The organism is Photobacterium proteolyticum, assembly GCF_001939735.1.
Taxonomy (GTDB): domain Bacteria; phylum Pseudomonadota; class Gammaproteobacteria; order Enterobacterales; family Vibrionaceae; genus Photobacterium; species Photobacterium proteolyticum.
On sequence record NZ_MJIL01000090.1, the window covers coordinates 301,723 to 320,947 of the forward strand.

At 51.9% G+C, this 19,225-nt stretch carries 14 protein-coding genes; 13 read left to right on the plus strand and 1 reads right to left on the minus strand.

All coding sequences use genetic code 11. The features are described from left to right. Positions 1-237: 237 nt before the first annotated feature. Positions 238-834, plus strand: coding sequence for an acyl-homoserine-lactone synthase (locus BIT28_RS21355; protein WP_075766960.1), 597 nt, complete (start codon positions 238-240; stop codon positions 832-834). A 63-nt stretch (positions 835-897) separates the two neighbouring features. Here the strand turns inward: BIT28_RS21355 and BIT28_RS21360 are convergent, their stop codons facing one another. Continuing rightward, positions 898-1,491: a helix-turn-helix transcriptional regulator gene (locus BIT28_RS21360; protein WP_075766961.1), complete on the minus strand. Its 594-nt coding sequence runs from the start codon at positions 1,489-1,491 to the stop codon at positions 898-900. 464 nt (positions 1,492-1,955) lie between these two features. Here BIT28_RS21360 and BIT28_RS21365 point away from each other — a divergent pair, with 464 nt between their 5' ends. The 12 genes from BIT28_RS21365 to BIT28_RS21420 all read left to right on the plus strand — a co-directional run bounded on the left by BIT28_RS21365 (position 1,956) and on the right by BIT28_RS21420 (position 19,212). Continuing rightward, positions 1,956-3,218, plus strand: a complete 1,263-nt coding sequence (locus tag BIT28_RS21365; protein ID WP_075766962.1) for a sarcosine oxidase subunit beta family protein — start codon at positions 1,956-1,958, stop codon at positions 3,216-3,218. A 42-nt stretch (positions 3,219-3,260) separates the two neighbouring features. After that, positions 3,261-3,557, plus strand: coding sequence for a sarcosine oxidase subunit delta (locus BIT28_RS21370; RefSeq protein ID WP_075766963.1), 297 nt, complete (start codon positions 3,261-3,263; stop codon positions 3,555-3,557). Further along, the gene (locus BIT28_RS21375; RefSeq protein ID WP_075766964.1) at positions 3,554-7,261 is read left to right on the plus strand and encodes a sarcosine oxidase subunit alpha family protein; all 3,708 of its coding nucleotides are present in this window, start codon (positions 3,554-3,556) and stop codon (positions 7,259-7,261) included. Before BIT28_RS21370 ends, BIT28_RS21375 begins: the two co-directional genes overlap by 4 nt. A 122-nt stretch (positions 7,262-7,383) precedes the next feature. Beyond that, positions 7,384-8,721, plus strand: coding sequence for a glycine cleavage T C-terminal barrel domain-containing protein (locus tag BIT28_RS21380; RefSeq protein WP_075766965.1), 1,338 nt, complete (start codon positions 7,384-7,386; stop codon positions 8,719-8,721). A gap of 31 nt (positions 8,722-8,752) precedes the next feature. Continuing rightward, the gene (locus BIT28_RS21385; RefSeq protein WP_217696652.1) at positions 8,753-9,652 is read left to right on the plus strand and encodes a methylenetetrahydrofolate reductase; all 900 of its coding nucleotides are present in this window, start codon (positions 8,753-8,755) and stop codon (positions 9,650-9,652) included. A gap of 2 nt (positions 9,653-9,654) precedes the next feature. Further along, positions 9,655-11,391, plus strand: a complete 1,737-nt coding sequence (locus tag BIT28_RS21390) for a formate--tetrahydrofolate ligase (protein WP_075766966.1) — start codon at positions 9,655-9,657, stop codon at positions 11,389-11,391. Between the two features lie 113 nt (positions 11,392-11,504). After that, positions 11,505-12,485 (plus strand): dipeptidase, encoded by a 981-nt coding sequence (locus tag BIT28_RS21395; protein ID WP_075766967.1) that lies wholly within the window; start codon positions 11,505-11,507, stop codon positions 12,483-12,485. Next, positions 12,486-13,040 (plus strand): 4-vinyl reductase, encoded by a 555-nt coding sequence (locus BIT28_RS21400; protein ID WP_075766968.1) that lies wholly within the window; start codon positions 12,486-12,488, stop codon positions 13,038-13,040. A gap of 12 nt (positions 13,041-13,052) precedes the next feature. Further along, the gene (locus BIT28_RS21405) at positions 13,053-15,122 is read left to right on the plus strand and encodes an NADH:flavin oxidoreductase (RefSeq protein ID WP_075766969.1); all 2,070 of its coding nucleotides are present in this window, start codon (positions 13,053-13,055) and stop codon (positions 15,120-15,122) included. A gap of 103 nt (positions 15,123-15,225) precedes the next feature. Continuing rightward, positions 15,226-17,157, plus strand: a complete 1,932-nt coding sequence (locus BIT28_RS21410; RefSeq protein WP_075766970.1) for a (Fe-S)-binding protein — start codon at positions 15,226-15,228, stop codon at positions 17,155-17,157. Beyond that, positions 17,154-18,404: an electron transfer flavoprotein subunit alpha/FixB family protein gene (locus BIT28_RS21415; RefSeq protein ID WP_075766971.1), complete on the plus strand. Its 1,251-nt coding sequence runs from the start codon at positions 17,154-17,156 to the stop codon at positions 18,402-18,404. The genes BIT28_RS21410 and BIT28_RS21415 overlap by 4 nt, the downstream gene beginning before the upstream one ends. Continuing rightward, positions 18,391-19,212 (plus strand): electron transfer flavoprotein subunit beta, encoded by an 822-nt coding sequence (locus BIT28_RS21420; RefSeq protein WP_245823817.1) that lies wholly within the window; start codon positions 18,391-18,393, stop codon positions 19,210-19,212. The genes BIT28_RS21415 and BIT28_RS21420 overlap by 14 nt, the downstream gene beginning before the upstream one ends. The last annotated feature ends 13 nt before the right edge of the window (positions 19,213-19,225 follow it).

Here is a 19,225-nt window from a genome sequence, read left to right on the forward strand (position 1 = left end):
TTTTTTCGCAATGATGATAGTCACTAAGATGCACTTAGGTGATAAATCCTGCTCGTTGTGCGGGTGGTATCACATTTCTCTGCTGTTGGTTCTATTTCTAGTTTCTCTCGATATTTTGTACAGCAATATGTTTTTGGTTTCATATATGATTCTCTTGCTGCTGTCAACCTGTAATATGTGGCAGGTTTCTATTGAGTAATCCATTGATATCTTATTGGTATTATTGGAGGACAAGAAATGAACTTAACATTCAAGCAGCAATCTTTTGACTCAATATCAAAGCCAGATTATATGAGGCTTTTAGAGTTAAGGTATGATGTCTTTAGAAAAAGGTTAAAATGGGATTTGCCTACTGAAGGTAATTTAGAATCTGACCAATATGACACACCGGATGCTTCTTATGTTTATATCGAAGATGATCTGGGGAATATACTAGGGTGTGGCAGGCTAATACCTACAACGAAAAGCTATATGCTTAAGGAAATATTTCCAGAACTGCTTGGTAACCAGATGGCAGTAGAATCGAGTAATGTGTATGAATTAAGCCGATTTTGTATTAATAAAAATACATCACAAAGTAATTGCACACTGAGTTACTCGACACAGTTTTTGTTCAAGGCGCTATATCTCCATGCTGTAGAGAATGATATATCTGAGTACTTGACAGTCTCAACATTACCGATTGAACGTATGCTAAAAAGAACAGGCATCCCCTTTCAGCGAGCAGGTGATAAGAAAGTTCATAGGCTTGGCGATACAAAATCAGTCACCTTATCGATTAAGATAAATGATGATCTTAGACAGGCAGTCATGAGAGATTACGATTATCACTAGAATAAATCGGTTCAATTTGTTAATAATCAAACCGAAATAAATCATATTAAAGCGCCAACTGTGTTAATAAGGGGTATTGGGAAATATCATCCCTGATAATATCCCTTTTGATATTGCTTGATACTTGTTTGAAGCACCAAGTTTATTACAGGCATTTTGCAAATGAAAAGTGACTGTTCTCTCTGAGCAACTTAATATTCTAGATATTTCCCAGGCACTTTTCCCTTCGGTAGCCCATGTCAATGTTTCGGTTTCTCTTTTAGTTAAATTGCAAGTATCAACTTTGTTAGTAACAGTTGCATCATCGATCTTATCATGAAGGTAGGGGATAACCGTTTGAACTAGGCTAGCAGCGTAGAAAAACAAACTTTGATCATTATTGTTTTTTTCACATAAAGAGAAACTTATTGTCCCTGTCTTTCCTATAGAGCTGTGAATGGGAATGGTGAAGCTGGGGGGCATTGTTCTTAGTTTTCTATCTGAAATATAATTGAAATAATAGTGATTTTGCCTTGGATTATGAACATTTCCCCATAACGCCGGAATACGATTTGATTGACAGTAATTGATGATCAGCTTGTGAATAGCGTTTTCTCGAATTTTCTTTTTGTTCTCTTCACAAAAATTGGTCAATTTTATCTGTTCTATCTTGGTCATTGATATAGGGTTCGAACAGGTAAAAAAAAATAGTCAAAACCAATTAAGCCTGTAATCTCGCTAAGTGTTGCGGTCAAATCTGCATCAGATCTTGCTGTGTTGATACAGCACCTTAAATTTAAAATGTCATACATAATAATTCCTCTTACAACGCGCCTGAGGCGCAAATGATTAACTCAGCATACTCAACTGGTTGCTATTCTTTTCTATGGATAATATTTCTATGAGATGCTTTTATAAACCTGTAACGCGATAAGGGTGATAGGCTTATCAGTGAGATTTTTTGCGCACATTTCTTCCTTATTTTTTGCTCATCATTTGCATCTTTACTCGAGGCTGTCGCAAATCAGCTACTGTTCGCCGCTACCGGGCATTCTTTTCTTGTATTGATCATTAGGCTTCATCAAAAGAGAGCGAGTCTGCGCTCTGGCATCCTTATGTGTTTGTCTGGGAAGGCACAATCAATGAGTGAAAAGAAGAATCATTATTCGGGCTTTGGTCTGTTCAAGCATGCATTGAGTTTTCATGAGCACTGGCAGCGGGTATGGCGCAATCCTCAGCCTAAACCGTTTTATGATGTCGTGATTATCGGTGGTGGCGGGCATGGACTGGCCACGGCGTATTACCTGGCCAAAGTGCACGGCATTACTAATGTGGCGGTTGTGGAAAAGGGATACCTGGGCGGGGGGAATACGGCCCGCAATACCACAATTGTCCGGTCAAACTATCTCTGGGATGAAGCGGCCCATCTGTACGAGCATTCGCTAAAGCTATGGGAGGGACTGTCACAGGATCTCAATTACAATTTGATGTTTAGCCAGCGAGGTGTGTTGAATCTTGGTCATACCTTGCAGGATATGCGGGATATCGAACGTCGGGTTAATGCCAACCGGCTCAATGGTATCGATGGAGAAGTGCTCGATACCGCCGCGGTTCAGTCCTTGGTGCCGTTGCTGGACTGCTCTCCCAATGCCCGTTATCCGGTGCTGGGCGCGAGTTGGCAGCCTCGGGCAGGTACGGCACGGCATGATGCTGTCGCATGGGGTTTTGCACGCGCGGCTGACAAGTTGGGCGTGGATTTGATTCAACAAAGCGAAGTGACAGGGATCCGGGTGAGTAATGGCCGGGTACAGGGAGTCGAGACCAAGAACGGCTTTATTGGTGCTGCCAAGGTAGGGTGTGTAGCCGCGGGTAACTCCGGCGAGATCGCCAAAATGGTCAACATGACCTTGCCTATCGAGTCACACCCGCTGCAGGCCATGGTATCTGAGCCGCTCAAACCTTGTTTGGATACGGTGGTAATGTCCAATCATGTTCACGGTTATATTAGCCAGTCGGATAAAGGCGATATGGTGATTGGAGCCGGTATCGACAGCTATCTGGGCTACGGCCAACGAGGCTCCTTTCCGGTTATCGAGCACACCATTGCCGCCATTATCGAAATGTTCCCCTTCCTCAGCCGGATTCGGCTCAATCGTCACTGGGGCGGTATTGTCGATATTTGTCCGGATGCCTGTCCGATCATCAGCCCGACAGCGATTGACGGGCTGTATTTTAACTGCGGGTGGGGAACGGGGGGCTTTAAGGCAACCCCGGGCTCCGGACATGTCTTTGCTGACACGATTGCCAATGACCGGCCGCATCCGTTGGCACAACCCTTTAGTCTCGACCGTTTTGTTAGCGGTTACCTGATCGATGAACACGGCGCAGCAGGTGTCGCGCATTAAGGTATCTACTTACCTTGAAGTCGCCTGATTGAGGAGAGCCCTATGTTGAATATCTACTGTCCTTACTGCGAAGAGTTCCGTGAGGAAGAAGAGTTTGCCTATGCCGGAGAAGCTCATATTGTGCGCCCGCCGGACCCGGACAGCGTCAGTGACGAAGAGTGGGGGCGATACCTGTTCCATCGAAACAACATCAAGGGAAATCACCGGGAAATGTGGTTCCATGCGACAGGCTGTCGGCAGTTTTTCAATGTGATCCGCAACACGGTGAGCTATGACATTGAGCAGATATACAAACTGACCGGTACGCCACCCGAGATCTGGGAGGATGAGCATAAATGACCCAGCCCAATCGTTTGTCCACCGGAGGGCGGATTGATCGCCGTAAATCGCTGACGTTCACGTTTAATGGTACAACCTACTCGGGTTATCAGGGAGACACCCTGGCCTCAGCGCTGATAGCCAACGGCATTGATGTAATAGGGCGAAGCTATAAGTACAGTCGTCCGCGCGGCATCCTCGGTTCGGGAGCCGAAGAGCCCAATGCTATCCTCCAGGTTGGCAGTACTCCCGCTACCACCATTCCCAATTTGCGCGCGACACAGGTTGAGTTATATGACGGTTTGGTCGCTACCAGTGTCAGTGGCTGGCCGGATGTCGAGCGGGATATGAAATCCGCCCTGGGCAAAGTCGGTAGTGGCTTGATGCCAGTAGGCTTTTATTACAAAACCTTTATGTACCCCGAGTCGATGTGGATGACGTATGAGAAATATATCCGTAAGGCTGCCGGGCTGGGCAAGATTCCGCAGGCGCGAGATCCGGATCGCTACGATAAGATGCACCATCACTGTGACATCATGATCGTCGGTGGCGGCCCTGCTGGTTTGATGGCGGCAAGAAAACTGATCGGCAGCGGGCTCAGGGTGCTGGTGGCCGATGAACAGCAGGAAATGGGCGGGTGTCTGCTTGGTAGCCAGCAAGTTATTGACGGGAAACCCGCCGAAGACTGGTTGTCAGAAACACTTGAACTGCTAGAGCGGGAACAGGGTATAACCCTGTTGCCGCGCAGTACGGTATTTGGCTATTACGACCAGAACTTTCTTGGCATTGTTGAACGCCGAACTGATCATCTTGGCGAGTATCAATCGGGGGCCCGCCAGCGTCTGCACCGGGTACGGGCTCGTGAAGTGCTGTTGGCTACAGGGGCGATTGAACGCCCGCTGGTGTTTGGCAATAACGATGTGCCAGGCTGTATGCTTGCCTCTGCGATATCAACTTATATCAATCGCTATGGAGTGATCCCGGGGCAAAAATTGGTTGTGATGACAGCCAATGACGCTGGCTATCAGGCCGCGCTGGATTGGCATGCCGCCGGTCGTGAGGTGGTTGCGATTGTCGATACGCGCTCAAATAGCTCAGGGAAATACCCTGAACGGGCTAAAGCTGCCAGGATAGAGATATTCCTCGGGTATGCCGTTATTAATGTGCGTGGTCATAAGCGGGTAAGTGCGGTTGAAATTGCAAAGCTTAAACACAATCGCAGCCAGGTTAGTCGAATTGATACTTGTCTGCTGAGCTGCGATACGGTAGCCAGTTCAGGCGGATGGAGCCCGAGTCTGCACCTGTCTTGTCATACTGGCAGCCGCCCGGTGTGGCGAGATGACATTGCTGGTTTTGTGCCAGGCAATCCCGATTTGCTCTATGCTGGCGGGATCCAGGGGCATTATCAGCTATCGGAAGTGCTCGACGATGGCTGCAAAGCAGCGCAGGCCGTCGCCGACCGTCTGCAGGTTTCGCTAATGTCGACGCCAGACCAGCCAGACCAGCCAGAGCTGCCGGAAGTTCCAGACCCCGACGAAACCGCGCCAATGGCTATTTACCATATTCCTCATCACTTCCCGACAAGCCGGGCTCCCAAACAGTTTGTTGATTTTCAAAATGATCTTACCGCTGCTGGTATTGAGTTGGCTGTTCGGGAAGGCTTCGAGTCTATCGAACATGTTAAGCGCTATACCGCATTGGGCTTTGGTACCGATCAGGGTAAAACAGGGAACATCAACGGAATGGCAATTGCCGCCAGGGCTTTGGGCCAGTCGATACCTGAAACCGGCACGACGATATTTCGCCCTATGTATACGCCAGTCACCTTCGGCACACTGGCCGGGCGGGATGCCGGGCACTTGTTCGATCCGGCGCGTTTTACTGCCATGCATCGCTGGCACCTGGAGCATGGTGCCGAGTTTGAGAATGTCGGGCAGTGGAAACGCCCTTGGTTCTACCGTCTTGGTAACGAGACGCAGCAGGAGGCGCTGAACCGAGAGTGTCTGGCGACCCGTAATAGTGTCGGACTCCTTGATGCGTCGACGTTGGGAAAAATTGATATTCAGGGGCCGGATGCGCGCGAGTTTCTCAATCGGATCTATACCAATGGCTGGAGCCAGTTGGCACCGGGTTGCTGCCGCTATGGGGTGATGTGCAAAGAAGACGGGATGATTTTTGATGATGGTGTGACGTCCTGTATCGATGATAACCATTTTCTGATGACCATCACGACAGGCGGGGCTGCGGGTGTATTGCGCTGGCTGGAACTTTGGCACCAGACTGAATGGCCGGAGCTGGACCTGTATATGACCAGCGTGACGGATCACTGGGCCACCATGACGATTGGTGGGCCGAACAGTCGCTCTGTGTTGCAGAAACTGATGCCCGAAGCCGATCTCTCGGATGCCGCTTTCCCTTATATGACTTGGCAGTCGCACTGCATTTCGGGTGTCGATGCGCGTATTTTCCGGATCAGTTTTACCGGTGAGCTATCGTATGAAGTTAATGTAAACGCTAACTTCGGTCTGTACCTGTGGGAACAGATTATGGCGGCGGGGGAAGAATTCGAGATCACCCCGTATGGTACGGAAACCATGCATATTCTCCGGGCAGAAAAAGGCTTCATTATTGCCGGTCAGGATACCGATGGTTCGGTCACGCCGCAGGATATGAACATGGCGTGGATCTGCGGCAAGAAAAAAACGTTCAGTTTTATTGGCCGTCGTTCATGGCAGCGTGAAGATACTCGCCGCTCTGATCGTAAACAGTTGGTCGGCCTTAAATGTACGGAGCCTGATGTGGTGATCCCCGAAGGTGCCCAGGCTGTGAATGATCCCGATGAACCTGTACCGATGACTATGGTTGGTCATGTTAGCTCAAGCTATTACAGCGCGGTGCTGGGGCACTCAATTGCACTTGGCCTGATCAAGGGGGGATTGAGCCGAGTAGGCGAATCGGTATTCTTCCCTCTGGCAGACGGCCGGGTATTGCAAGCTGAAATTACCGATGGGGTGTTTTATGACCCTGACGGTAAGCGTCAGTCGGTGATCTCGGCGCCCGCAACACAGCCATATTATCCGCCCGAAGCGCCTCGCTATGAGTCTGCCTTACATCATACAGAAAGATATCAAGTAGATAGGAACCATACAGAAAGGGACCATGCACAAAGGGAACACAGAGAAACAGCTTCGCAACCAAACGTAGTGCTGCATGAACGAAAAGGTTTGGCGCTGCATATATTGCGTGGGGGAGGAAGCACATCTGAAGATGAGAATGAAGCGTTTTATGACGACGCTGAAACCGTTCTCGGATTGCCTCTGCCACGAAAACCCTGCTCATCGATTGTCGGTGAAAAGATGCAGATCTGGTGGTTATCGCCTAATGAGTGGCTGATTTTGTCATCCGAAGACTTCTCGGTGGAAGCGAGGTTACGCCATCAGTTGTCGGAGCATTTCTCCATTGTCGATGTCAGTGGCGGGCAGTGTGTCATTGAGTTGTCAGGGCTACAGGCACAAGCAGTACTGAGGAAATCCACTTTTTATGATGTCGATACTCGTTCACTGCCCGTTGGTAAATGTGTCGGTACCTTGCTTGCAAAAGCGCAGGTGGTGCTAAGGCGCAGTGGCGAGAGTGAGTTTGAACTTATTGTCCGGCGCAGCTTTGCTGATTACCTCTGGCTGTGGTTGCAGGACGCCAGTGAAGAGTTCGGCCTGACTATCGAGTAGCCTGATTATCGAATCGCCCGCGACGTTTTTGGTTTCATCCATGTCGTAGATTGGAAATTCAAATTTTCAATAACAGTCACATTTAAGGGGTATACCACCGCTAAGGGGACGAGGGCCAAGCCATGACCAAGTATGATAATCGATTACTGCAAGCTCGCGCCGGAGTGGCGCGCCATGAAACCAGTGTTGAACAGTCACATCGTCGCGTGCCGATCAATCTGCGCCAGTCGGGTCCTACACCCGTAGAAATGCTGATATCGACCCGGGTAAGGAAATCACCGTACTGGCATCTTTCGGTAGAAGCCGGGTGCTGGCGGGCAACGGTGTATAACCGTATTTACCATCCTCGTGGTTATGTACGGCCGGAAGACGGCGGTGCGATGGTGGAATACGACTCACTGGTCAACGATGTCACGATGTGGAATGTCGCCGTAGAGCGCCAGATCCAGGTGAAGGGTCCGGATGCCGAAGCCTTTGTTAACTATGTGATCACCCGAGATGCCTCCAAGATCAAGCCAATGCATGGCAAGTACGTGATCCTATGCAATGACGAAGGCGGTATTCTCAATGATCCTGTCTTGCTCCGTCTTGCGGAGGACGAGTTCTGGTTCTCCATCTCTGACAGCGATCTCGAGATGTGGCTGCGGGGGATCAATATCGCTAAGCAATATGATGTCTCCATTGCCGAAATCGACGTGGCGCCGGTTCAGATCCAGGGACCGAAGTCAGAAGCGCTGATGGTGGATTTGTTTGGTGAAGACATCAAAAGTATTCCTTACTACGGCCTGATGGAAGCTGAAATTGCAGGTTGCGATGTGGTCATTTCTCAAACCGGCTTTACCGGCGAGAGGGGGTACGAAATCTACTGTCGCAATGTAACCGAAGACGCCGAGAAGCTGTGGTATGCCGTGTTGGATGCTGGGAAAGCCCATAAACTTCGAGTCATCGCGCCTGCTCACCACCGCCGGATTGCTGCCGGGATCCTCTCCTGGGGGCAGGATATTGATCAGGAAACCCTGCCATTCCAGTGCAACCTGGCCTATCAGGTGCCACGAAACAAAGAGGCTGACTATGTCGGTAAAGCGGCTCTGGAAAAGGCCCGGGAGCAAATCGAAGCCGGGAACCCGCCTTTTGATCTTGTGATGGTCGGTATCGTATTGGGTGGGGAGCCGATTACAGACTATGCCAATGACTTCTGGCTGGTCTATGGGCCGGATGGTGGCGATGCTGTCGGGTATGTCTCTTCCCCTTGGTATTCGCCTGAGCTGCAGACCAATATAGCCTTGGCCCATGTTCCCTGGGCACAGCGGGATATCGGTACCAGGCTGAGTGTCTCGCTTCCGTCCGAATATGGCGGCAATGTGGTTGATGCCGAGGTGGTAGAAGTGCCGTTCCGTCCGTCGGTCAACCCTAACTCGCGCGAAGTGGCCAAATCGCGTGGTAGTGATTTCGTCGACTAACGACCGATAACCGATAATATAGGGGCACGGTATGAAGTGTGACGCCTACAAGAGCCTTGGAGGGGAAGGGTTCCGCGAACCTGATATGGAGTCCGATATTGAACCTCGTTTGTTTCAATTGCTGGCGGAAGCCTCGCTGGAAGCGACGCCCAAACAGGTATTGAAGCTTCATACTGTTCCTGACTGGCTGTCGGCGGGAACCTGGGTATATGTGCCTTTTTTGCCGAAAGGCCGATTTGAGGAGACATTTGAGGCATGTGAGCGCTTGCTGCTATGGGGGATGGTGCCAATACCCCATATACCGGCTCGCGCTGTGCCAAGCGAAGCTTGTTTGCACCGATGGCTTTCCTCTCTGACCCATATCGGTGTCTACAATATTCTGCTGATAGCTGGAGAGAAAAACCCACCTGCGGGACCTTTTGCCAATACGCTTGCACTGCTGGCATCAGGGGCGCTGGCAAAGCACCCATTGCGCGGCATTGGGGTTGCAGGTCACCCTGAGGGCCACCCGCACGCAACAAGTCATGAACTCACCAATGCGCTTTCTTTTAAGCGAGAATATGCTGAAGCCAATCAACTCAATATGTGGGTGGTGACACAGTTTTCGTTTGATGCCGATATCTTTATCCAGTGGCTGGAATGCTATCAGGAGTTGCTGGGTTCTTTGCCGGTGTATCTGGGTATGCCGGGGCCTACTCAGCTTAAGAACTTATTTTTCTATGCCGCGCAATGCGGTGTGGTGGAGTCGGTTGCGGCGTTAAGACGTAACCTGAAAGCTACCCAGTTGCTAAAACCCTGGACACCGGATTTGCTGGTACAGGAAATGGCCCGTTACCAGAGCATCAATCCTGATACGCCTTTCCAAGGCATCCATTTGTATCCGTTTGGCGGATTGAAACAGTCCGCCAGATGGCTGAGGAGGGCTCGTTGACAATGAACAATGAACTTAACGTTGCTCTGGTTCCATCAGAGATTGACCCTCCAGAGAATTTGCCGCCTCCGGGCTCTCCCGATATTGATATAGCCCGGGCGGTGACGCCGAGGCCAGTGATTGAAGTTGCTGCCGAGCGGCTGGGCTTGCTTCCTCATGCCCTGATCCCCTATGGCCACTACAAGGCCAAAATCGACATGGCGCAACTGGATGTCAGTCACCAGCGTGGTCAGTTGGTGCTGGTAACTGCAATGACGCCGACAACGGCCGGAGAAGGCAAAACCACTACCAGTATTGGTCTGTCTGACGGACTTAACGCCCTCGGGGTAAAAAGCACTGTTTGCCTTCGCGAGCCATCGCTGGGACCGTGCTTTGGCATGAAGGGGGGAGCCGCTGGAGGAGGAAGGTCACAGGCGATTCCTATGGAAGATCTCAACCTGCATTTTAACGGGGATTTTCATGCGATCACGGTTGCTCATAATTTGCTTGTCTCTCTGATTGATAACCATATTCACTGGGGCAACGAATTGGGATTGGATCCTCGTCGGATCTGCTGGCGGCGGGTAATGGATCTCAATGAGCGGGCTCTGCGCAATATTGTCTGTGGGCTCGGTGGGACGGCTCATGGTGTCCCGCGTGAGTCGGGATTTGATATCACTGTTGCCTCGGAGATCATGGCGGTGCTGTGTCTGGCCGAAGGACCGAAAGATCTGCAGAACCGCCTTGGCGAGATGATCATAGGTCGGCGTCGTGATGGCAGTGTAGTGACGGTACGCGAATTAGGTGCCGACGGTGCGATGACGGTGCTACTCAAAGAAGCCATGATGCCGAACCTTATCCAGAGCCTTGAGCATAACCCGGTGCTGGTCCATGGCGGCCCCTTCGCTAATATCGCCCATGGTTGTAGCTCCCTGATGGCAACGCGTGCGGCATTGGCTCTTAGCGATGTTGTGGTGACAGAAGCGGGTTTTGGTGCCGATTTGGGGGCCGAGAAGTTTATTAACATAAAATGCCGTCTGGCAGGTTTGTCTCCGGACGCGGTGGTGCTCGTTTGCACCGTAAGGGCATTGAAAATGCAGGGCGGGATTGAAAGGCAGGCTCTGGATCAGCCGAATGTGGCCGCGGTCGAAGCGGGCTTAGCTAATTTGCTGCGACATATCCAGAACATCCAGCAGTTCGGTCTGATCCCGCTGGTGGCAATTAATCGCTTTCCAAGCGATAGCGATGAAGAGCTAGCCGTGATCCAGCAGTGCTGTCTGGCATCGGGAGCCCGGGTCGTGTCTGCCGATCATTGGGCTCGTGGTAGTGAAGGCGCTTTGGATATGGCTGCGGCCGTGCTCGATCTGCTCCAGCAACCGCCACCTAATGTTACACCGCTTTATTCGAATGATATGCCGCTGGACGAAAAAATTCATACTGTGGCAACGCAGATCTACGGTGCCGGCGAAGTTCATTTTTCGGCCTCTGCCTTGTCGCAACTCGATGATATTCATCAGCTTGGCTTTGGTCATTTGCCTGTCTGTATTGCTAAGACACCTTACAGCTTTTCATCGGAGCCCGGAGTTTTGGGCGCGCCGGTTAATCACGCTTTGCCTGTCAGAGAAGTTCGCCTGATGGCCGGTGCGGGGTTTGTCGTTGTGATATGCGGCGACATCATGACTATGCCCGGCTTGCCGCGTCATCCGGCGGCGCTGGATATCAGACTGGATGAGCACGGAGAGATTACCGGGTTGTTTTGACGGAAATACTTCACCGGATGTCGCTATTACACAGCCTGTTAAATGGCAATGGCATATCGTTAGTTTAAGAGACATAAACGATTTGCTGATAGCTGCTTGCAGGAGGGAAGAGTATGTCGGATGCTGCGCAACTGCACCAAGACTCAATCATTATCGACGGTCTGATCATCGCCCGATGGGATCGTGCCCTGTTCGAGGATATGGCAAAAGGAGGGCTAACGACCGCCAACTGCACGGTATCGGTGTGGGAGGGCTTTCAGGCAACCGTTGACAATATTGTCGAGTTTAACGGGTTCTTCCGCGATCATGGCGATCTCATTCGTGCTGTCTGTTGTACCGAAGACATTTATCTTGCCAAGGAAGAGGGCAAAACCGGGATCATACTTGGTTTTCAAAATGTACATGCGTTCGAAGATCAGATTGGTTATGTTGAGATCTTCAAAAAACTCGGGGTCGGGATCGCGCAGATGGCCTATAACACCCAGAACCTGGTGGGGACAGGATGTTATGAACGCGACGGTGGGTTATCCGGTTTTGGCCATGAAGTTGTTGCCGAGATGAACCGGGTCGGCATGATGTGCGATCTTTCCCATGTCGGGGCAACAACTTCTCAGGAGGTGATCCTGGCATCGAAAAAACCAGTCTGTTACTCCCACTGTCTTCCGTTGGGGCTCAAGGAGCATCCCCGCAATAAATCAGACGATGAGCTGAGATTCATCGCCGATCATGGCGGCTTTATCGGGGTTACCATGTTCGCGCCTTTCCTGAAGAACGGTATCAATTCCACCATCGAGGACTATGTCGAAGCGATTGACTATATCGTCAATATTGTGGGTGAAGATTGTGTCGGGATCGGCACCGATTTTACTCAGGGCCATGATCAGGCTTTCTTCGAGTGGCTGACTCATGACAAGGGCTATGCCCGACGGTTAACGCGGTTTGGTGAAATCATCAACCCCAAGGGGATCCGTACCGTCGGCGAGTTTCCTAATTTGACCCAGGCTCTGCTGGATCACGGCTGGCCGGAGAGCAGAGTGAAGAAAATCATGGGAGAGAACTGGGTTAGGACTCTCAAAGCAGTGTGGGACGAATAGATGCCAACATTACCTTACTCGAAAACACATGTCCCGGAAGTGCCTATCGAGGTGGACAGCGAGTCCGGCGTCTGGAGTACCAACGGGCTCCCGATGCTGTATGTCCCTAGGCACTTTTTTATCAATAACCACACCGCAGTGGAAGAGGCTCTCGGGGCCGAGAAGTATGCCGAGATCCTCTATGGCGCTGGCTACCAATCGGCTTATTACTGGTGTGAAAAAGAATCGGAAACCCACGGCCTGCAGGGCGCAGAGGTGTTTGAGCACTATATGAAGCGCCTGTCGCAACGGGGCTGGGGCCAGTTTGTCATTGAGAGCCTGGATGTTTCTGAAGGACGGGCCAAAGTGCGGTTACACCATTCGGCTTTCGTTTATCACTACGGCAAGGCTGATCGCAAAGTGGATTACATGTTCACGGGCTGGTTTGCCGGTGCGATGGATCAGATCACCCGGGGAATAGGCCAGCCGATAGAGACGGTTGCCGTCCAGCAACAGAGCGAGGCGCAGACAGGTTGTGATTACGGCCTGTTTGAAGTGATGCCCAGGGACAATTGATAAGGAGTGGGGATGTCGCAGTTTGATGCTATTTTCCAGCCGCTGGCGATTAATCAGCTGATGATCCGTAACCGGATAGTCAGTACCGCCCATGCCGAAGTCTACGCCACCTTAAATGGGATGCCGACCAAGCGCTATATTCGTTATTACGAGGAAAAAGCCAAAGGCGGGATCGGGTTGTGTATTTGCGGCGGGTCGAGTCCGGTCTCGATAGACAGTCCGCAAGGGTGGTGGAAGTCGGTGAACCTCTGTACCGATGACGTTATTCCTCACCTGCAGCAATTGGCTGAGGCGGTTCACCAGCACGGTGCGCATATCATGATTCAGATCACCCATATGGGACGCCGATCGCGCTGGGACGGTGGGGACTGGCCGCACCTTCTCAGCCCAAGTGGTATTCGTGAACCGGTTCACCGGGCAACCTGCAAAATTATCGAGCCGGAAGAGATTGAGCGGATCATTGATGATTATGCTGCCGCTGCTCAGCGGGTAAAGGCGGGAGGACTGGACGGTGTTGAGCTGTCGGCGGTTCACCAGCATCTGATTGACCAGTTTTGGAGCCCGAGAGTCAACAAGCGGGATGATGAGTGGGGAGGCAGCTTCGAAAACAGGATGCGCTTTGGCCTTAAGGTGCTGGAAGCCGTTCGCCGTGAAGTCGGTCCTGATTTTGCCGTCGGTATGCGCATTTGTGGTGACGAGTTCCACCCTGATGGTTTGACCCATGATGACATGAAGCAGATTGCAGCGTATTACGATGCGACTGGTCTGGTGGACTATTTTGGCGTCGTCGGCTCTGGCTGTGATACCCACAATACCCTTGCCAACGTGATCCCTAACATGAGCTATCCGCCCGAGCCATTTTTGCATCTGGCGGCCGGTATCAAGCAGGTGGTTAGCGTGCCGGTGATCCATGCCCAGAATATAAAGGATCCCACTCAGGCCGAACGTGTGCTGGAAGGCGGCTATGTGGATTTTGTCGGGATGACCCGAGCCCATATTGCCGATCCGCATCTGATTGCCAAGATCAGGTTGGGTCAGGTTGATCAGATCCGCCAGTGCGTCGGTGCCAATTATTGCATTGATCGTCAGTATCAGGGGCTGGATGTACTTTGTCTGCAAAATGCGGCGACTTCGCGTGAAGAGACAATGCCCCATATCATCACGAAAACTGACGGCCCGGTTCGAAAAGTAGTGGTGGTTGGTGGGGGCCCCGCCGGTATGGAGGCGGCACGGGTTTGTGCTGAACGTGGCCATGATGTCACTTTGATTGAGAAATCCTCCCGGCTTGGCGGACAGATCACGCTGGCAGCTAAAGCACCGCAGCGAGAGCAAATCGCAGGGATCACCCGTTGGTTTGAGCTGGAGCTGGCGCGACTGGGGGTCACTCTGGAAATGGACACCGAAGCGGACGCAGAGGGTATTCTGGCGCTGAGTCCTGATGTGGTGATTCTGGCGGTCGGTGGTAAGCCGTTCATTGAGCAGTTTCCGGGCTGGGGAGCGCAGGACGGTTTGGTTGTCAGTAGCTGGGATATTCTGAGTGGCAGGGTAGAGCCGGGCAGCAATGTGCTGGTCTACGACACTATCTGCGAGTTTTCGGGGATGTCGGTTGCCGATTATCTGGCGGCGAAAGGTGCACTGGTTGAATTGGTGACTGATGACTTGAAACCCGGAGTGGCTGTCGGTGGTACCACCTTCCCAACCTATTACCGTAGCCTCTATCAGCGAGAAGTGATCATGACGCCGGACTTTCGTTTGGAACAGGTATACCGGGAAGGCGAGAAAGTCATCGCCGTGCTGGAGAACGAGTATACCCAGCAGCGGGAAGAGCGGGTGGTGGATCAGGTCGTCATAGAAAATGGTATACGGCCTTGTGAAGCCCTGTATTACCAATTGAAGCCGGGCTCGATCAATAAAGGTCAGGTTGATCTGGCTGCATTGTACGCGGCCAAGCCGCAGCCGGAACTTGCTCATCATGCAGGCAATGGTCAGGGCTACCTGTTGTACCGGATCGGTGACTGTGCTTCACAGCGAAATATTCATGCTGCAATCTATGATGCCTTGCGTCTTTGCAAAGACTTTTGAGCGTTGTTTTGTAATGAATAGCTCTGTAGTAAATAGCTCTGTGATGAATAGCTTTTTGACTTAACTCTTATCGCCTCACAACTCGCGCAGAAAGGGGGTAACGATGCTGACACCTTTAGTTTCCGTGCTGTTATTGCTGGGATTGCTAATCACGTTGTTCGGTGCCGTTCGCCGAGTGAGGCTCTGGCGTCAGGGAAAACCTTTTGCGGTTAATGTCTGGGCCGGGTTATCGAACATCCCGAGACGGTATCTGGGTGATCTCCATAATGTTGTTGCTCGTGAAAAAGCGACTGCTCATATGCATGTGGCAACCGCCGGAGGCTTTGTTGCCGCTATGGTGATGCTGAGCATTATTTACCTTCTTGGCATCAACAGCGGGGCAATGTATTTGCTGGCGCTTATTGCCTGTATGGTCATGTTGCTGGGGGCGCAGCTGGTGGCAGGGAGACGTCGTTCGGCGCCAGCGCATTTGTCTACCGGCCCCTGGGTGAGGCTGCCGAAAAGCCTCAAAGTATTTGCAGGAACATTTTTGCTTGTCAGTATTTTTGGCCTGTTGGGGATAGATAACTTGCCGTCAATACTGCTTGTTTTACTGGGAGTTGCAATGATAGCGGGCATGGGCGAGATGCTGCTCGGGATGACCTGGGGCGGTCCGATGAAACATGCTTTTGCTGGCGCACTACATCTGGCTTTCCATCCTCGCCCTGAGCGCTTTGGCGGTGGTCAGTCAACGGGACTCAGGCCGCTTGACTTGACCGAGCCGCATTTGGGGGTAGATAAACCAACTGATTTTCACTGGAACCAGCTGCTGGGCTTTGATGCCTGCGTACAATGTGGCCGCTGTGAGAAGGCGTGCCCGGCCTTTGCAGCCGGCCAGCCGCTGAATCCGAAAAAGCTGATCCAGGATATGGTTGTCGGTATGACTGGCAGCTCGACAGCCAGTTATCATGGCAGCGTTCATCCGGGTCAAGAACCGCAACTTGGAGAGAAAGCCGTTTGCGGCGGGCCTGAGCGGTCTTTGTTTGAGGGCTTACTGGATCCTGATACCGTCTGGTCATGCACCACGTGCAGAGCCTGTGTCGAGGAATGCCCGATGATGATCGAGCATGTGGACGCGATCGTTGATTTGCGTCGTTATCTGACTCTTGAACAAGGCGCGACTCCCGGTAAAGGGCCGGACATGCTTGAAAACCTGATCGCGACCGATAACCCCAACGGTCACCCTCCACAGCAACGCAATAACTGGGCTGTCGATCTGCATATTCCCTTGCTGGCTGATGTGAAGCAGGTCGATGTGCTGCTCTGGGTGGGCGACGGGGCGTTCGACATGCGCAACCAGCGTACACTTCGGGCCCTGGTTACCTTGCTGCAGCGGGCGAAGGTTGATTTTGCTGTGCTGGGCAATGAAGAACTTGATTGCGGTGATTTGGCCCGCCGCCTTGGTGACGAGGCAACCTTTCAGCGCCTTGCAAGAGCCAATATAAACACATTGAGTAAATACAGATTCAAGCGGATTGTGACAGCAGATCCGCATGCGTTTCATCTTCTGAAAAACGAGTATCCGGATTTTACCGGTAACTATAGTGTTTACCACCATACCCAGTTGCTGGCAGAACTGGTCGCTCAAGAGAGCCTGAAGCTGGAGCCTGTTCGGGATCTGTCGGTGACTTATCATGACCCTTGTTATCTGGGGCGCTATAACGGCGGCTATGAACCCCCTAGATCCTTGTTACGGGCTATCGGGATCGAAATTAAAGAAATGGAACGTTCGGGCTATCGCTCTCGTTGTTGTGGTGGCGGAGGCGGTGCGCCTGTCACCGATATTACAGGCAAGCGCCGAATACCGGATATGCGAATGGATGATGTGAGGGAAACAGGAGCTGAGATTGTTGTCGTTGCCTGTCCGCAGTGCAGCCTAATGCTAGAAGGGGTTGTCGAGCCTCGACCCGAGGTTCGGGATATTGCCGAGTTGCTGTTGGAAGCCCTGCCTCAGCAGACTCGGTATCTTCAAGCCGCTGAAGAGGAGGCGTCATGAGTAAAGTATTTCGTCGCGACCCTCGTCAAGAGCGCATCCATCGTAATCGCCTTCATCGTTTGCATCACACCTTTGCGGCTAATCCTGAAACATCTCTTGAAACAAGCTCTGGAGCAATGCCTACAATTGAACCTCAAGGCTGGAACGCTTCCCGGTTGCCCTTGCACCGAGTCGATAACCCTGAGTTTTATATCGCCGTCGTTCCCGAGATGAGTGGAGGCAGGCTAACCAGTGCTGACAGGAACATGCTGGGTCTAGCGCAGCAGTTGGCGAACAGCGGTATTGGGTATGATCAGAGTATAGAAGAACAGGAAAATGTGCGGCAAGGAGCCGTGTTGGCGTTGGTTTTTTTCCCGATCAAAGATGATCGTTTCGCCGATGCAGGGATAGATCGGCTACTGGATCTCTCTGTGTTCGGAGAGGAAGGATACCAACCTGAGTATCAGCTCACTTTGCTGCTACAGGCTGACAAGCAGTTTTCTCCCCGTTATTGGCTGTTTGGTGATCAGACTATGAACAGTGCCGATCTCGGTCGCCGCCTGGCCGCCAGACTGGACGAGCGAGCAGCTACCGGGGTGGTAGAAATTGATGACAACTGGATATGGTGCCGTGCCGGGCAAAGTGCGAAAGAGTATCGCCGCCCACATGAACGTATCTTGCTGGTGACGGAACAGATCGCTGACCCGGTGAGTAACTACCGTTATCAATCAAGCCTGGTTGAGTTAGATCCAATTGCGCCGGAAATGACGCCATCAGTACCGTCAAAAATTGAAGATTTGGGCTTGGTTACCGTAGATCCTAGATCTGTTTCCTTGGTGGAAGCGGAGTTTGTGGTTGCAGGTGGCAATGGCGTAACAGACTGGTCCTTGTTTCATCAGGTGGCAGCGGCATTGGGGGCAACTGAAGGGGCAAGTCGTGTGGCGGTTGATGACGGCAACATGCCACGATCAACCCAGGTTGGCGCATCCGGCACCTTGGTCTCGGCCCGCGTGTATTTGGCGGTGGGGATCTCCGGGGCGATCCAGCATCTGCAGGGAATGACCCATTGCGATACGGTGATCGCCATCAATCTTGATCCGGGGTGCGCTATGGTCAACCGGGCAGATCTTAGCGTGATCGGTGACAGCAGCGAGATCATGCAGGCTCTGGTTGACAGTATTAGCCACAGAGAGAGTGAAAGTCAGGCTGGAGAGTTGACCGGAGCTGATAGCGAACAGGTTAAGGAGAAGTGGGATGATGCTGTGTGAGCCGCTGCAAGTCATGGTGTTGGTATCGACCAGTATGCATTCATTAACTGGGCGCCCATGTCGTGCTTCACTGGATGCACAAGCGATTGAGCTGGCATTGCAACAGCCCGGTGCCGTGATTGAGGTTGTTCATGCTGGCAATGCAGGTGACTCGGAACAGTCGGCATTACGAGATTACCTGGGAATGGGAATCGGGCAGATAAGTGTTCTTAAGTTGCCAGAGCTTTCCGATCCGGTATCGGCACTGGCTCAGTATGTGAATGAAGCGGAGCCCGATTTGGTGCTGTGCGGCGAACAGGCTGAATGGGGGGAAGCGTCAGGCTTGCTACCTTACCTGTTGGCAGATCAGTTAGGTTGGGCGATTGTGCCGCATATCGCTGGTTTGGCAGGTGTTGCAGATAGACATATCGAGCTTTTACAGGCGTTACCACGCGGTCAGCGCCGGAAACTATTGGTCAAGCAACCTGTGGTGGTAACCATTAACAGTGCGGCGCCGCAGGCCAGACAAAGTGCGTTCTTAAAAGCGCGCGATGGCATCATCAATATGCTCGAATCTGAATATGATTCCGAACATGAATTTGGGCTTAAGCTTGCGGCAGATAGGGAACAGTCCCAATGGCAATTACAACCAGCAAAACAGCGCCCCAAGCGGCTGAAGATCATCACGGCGAAAACCGCTGCAGAACGGATGAAAGCTGCAACAATGGTGACGCCGAGCCAGGCGGGCAAGGTATTACAAGACACTTCCCCCCAACAGGCTGCCGAAGCCATTCTCGCCTTGCTGCGAGAAGAAGGGGTTCTCAAGTAATACTTTTTAATCT

What these genes read in the sequence shown, in the direction of transcription:
- BIT28_RS21355 (WP_075766960.1), top strand. Translation starts at nt 238, where the DNA reads ATGAACTTAACATTCAAGCAGCAATCTTTTGACTCAATATCAAAGCCA.
- BIT28_RS21360 (WP_075766961.1), bottom strand. Translation starts at nt 1,491, where the DNA reads ATGACCAAGATAGAACAGATAAAATTGACCAATTTTTGTGAAGAGAAC.
- BIT28_RS21365 (WP_075766962.1), top strand. Translation starts at nt 1,956, where the DNA reads ATGAGTGAAAAGAAGAATCATTATTCGGGCTTTGGTCTGTTCAAGCAT.
- BIT28_RS21370 (WP_075766963.1), top strand. Translation starts at nt 3,261, where the DNA reads ATGTTGAATATCTACTGTCCTTACTGCGAAGAGTTCCGTGAGGAAGAA.
- BIT28_RS21375 (WP_075766964.1), top strand. Translation starts at nt 3,554, where the DNA reads ATGACCCAGCCCAATCGTTTGTCCACCGGAGGGCGGATTGATCGCCGT.
- BIT28_RS21380 (WP_075766965.1), top strand. Translation starts at nt 7,384, where the DNA reads ATGACCAAGTATGATAATCGATTACTGCAAGCTCGCGCCGGAGTGGCG.
- BIT28_RS21385 (WP_217696652.1), top strand. Translation starts at nt 8,753, where the DNA reads ATGAAGTGTGACGCCTACAAGAGCCTTGGAGGGGAAGGGTTCCGCGAA.
- BIT28_RS21390 (WP_075766966.1), top strand. Translation starts at nt 9,655, where the DNA reads ATGAACAATGAACTTAACGTTGCTCTGGTTCCATCAGAGATTGACCCT.
- BIT28_RS21395 (WP_075766967.1), top strand. Translation starts at nt 11,505, where the DNA reads ATGTCGGATGCTGCGCAACTGCACCAAGACTCAATCATTATCGACGGT.
- BIT28_RS21400 (WP_075766968.1), top strand. Translation starts at nt 12,486, where the DNA reads ATGCCAACATTACCTTACTCGAAAACACATGTCCCGGAAGTGCCTATC.
- BIT28_RS21405 (WP_075766969.1), top strand. Translation starts at nt 13,053, where the DNA reads ATGTCGCAGTTTGATGCTATTTTCCAGCCGCTGGCGATTAATCAGCTG.
- BIT28_RS21410 (WP_075766970.1), top strand. Translation starts at nt 15,226, where the DNA reads ATGCTGACACCTTTAGTTTCCGTGCTGTTATTGCTGGGATTGCTAATC.
- BIT28_RS21415 (WP_075766971.1), top strand. Translation starts at nt 17,154, where the DNA reads ATGAGTAAAGTATTTCGTCGCGACCCTCGTCAAGAGCGCATCCATCGT.
- BIT28_RS21420 (WP_245823817.1), top strand. Translation starts at nt 18,391, where the DNA reads ATGATGCTGTGTGAGCCGCTGCAAGTCATGGTGTTGGTATCGACCAGT.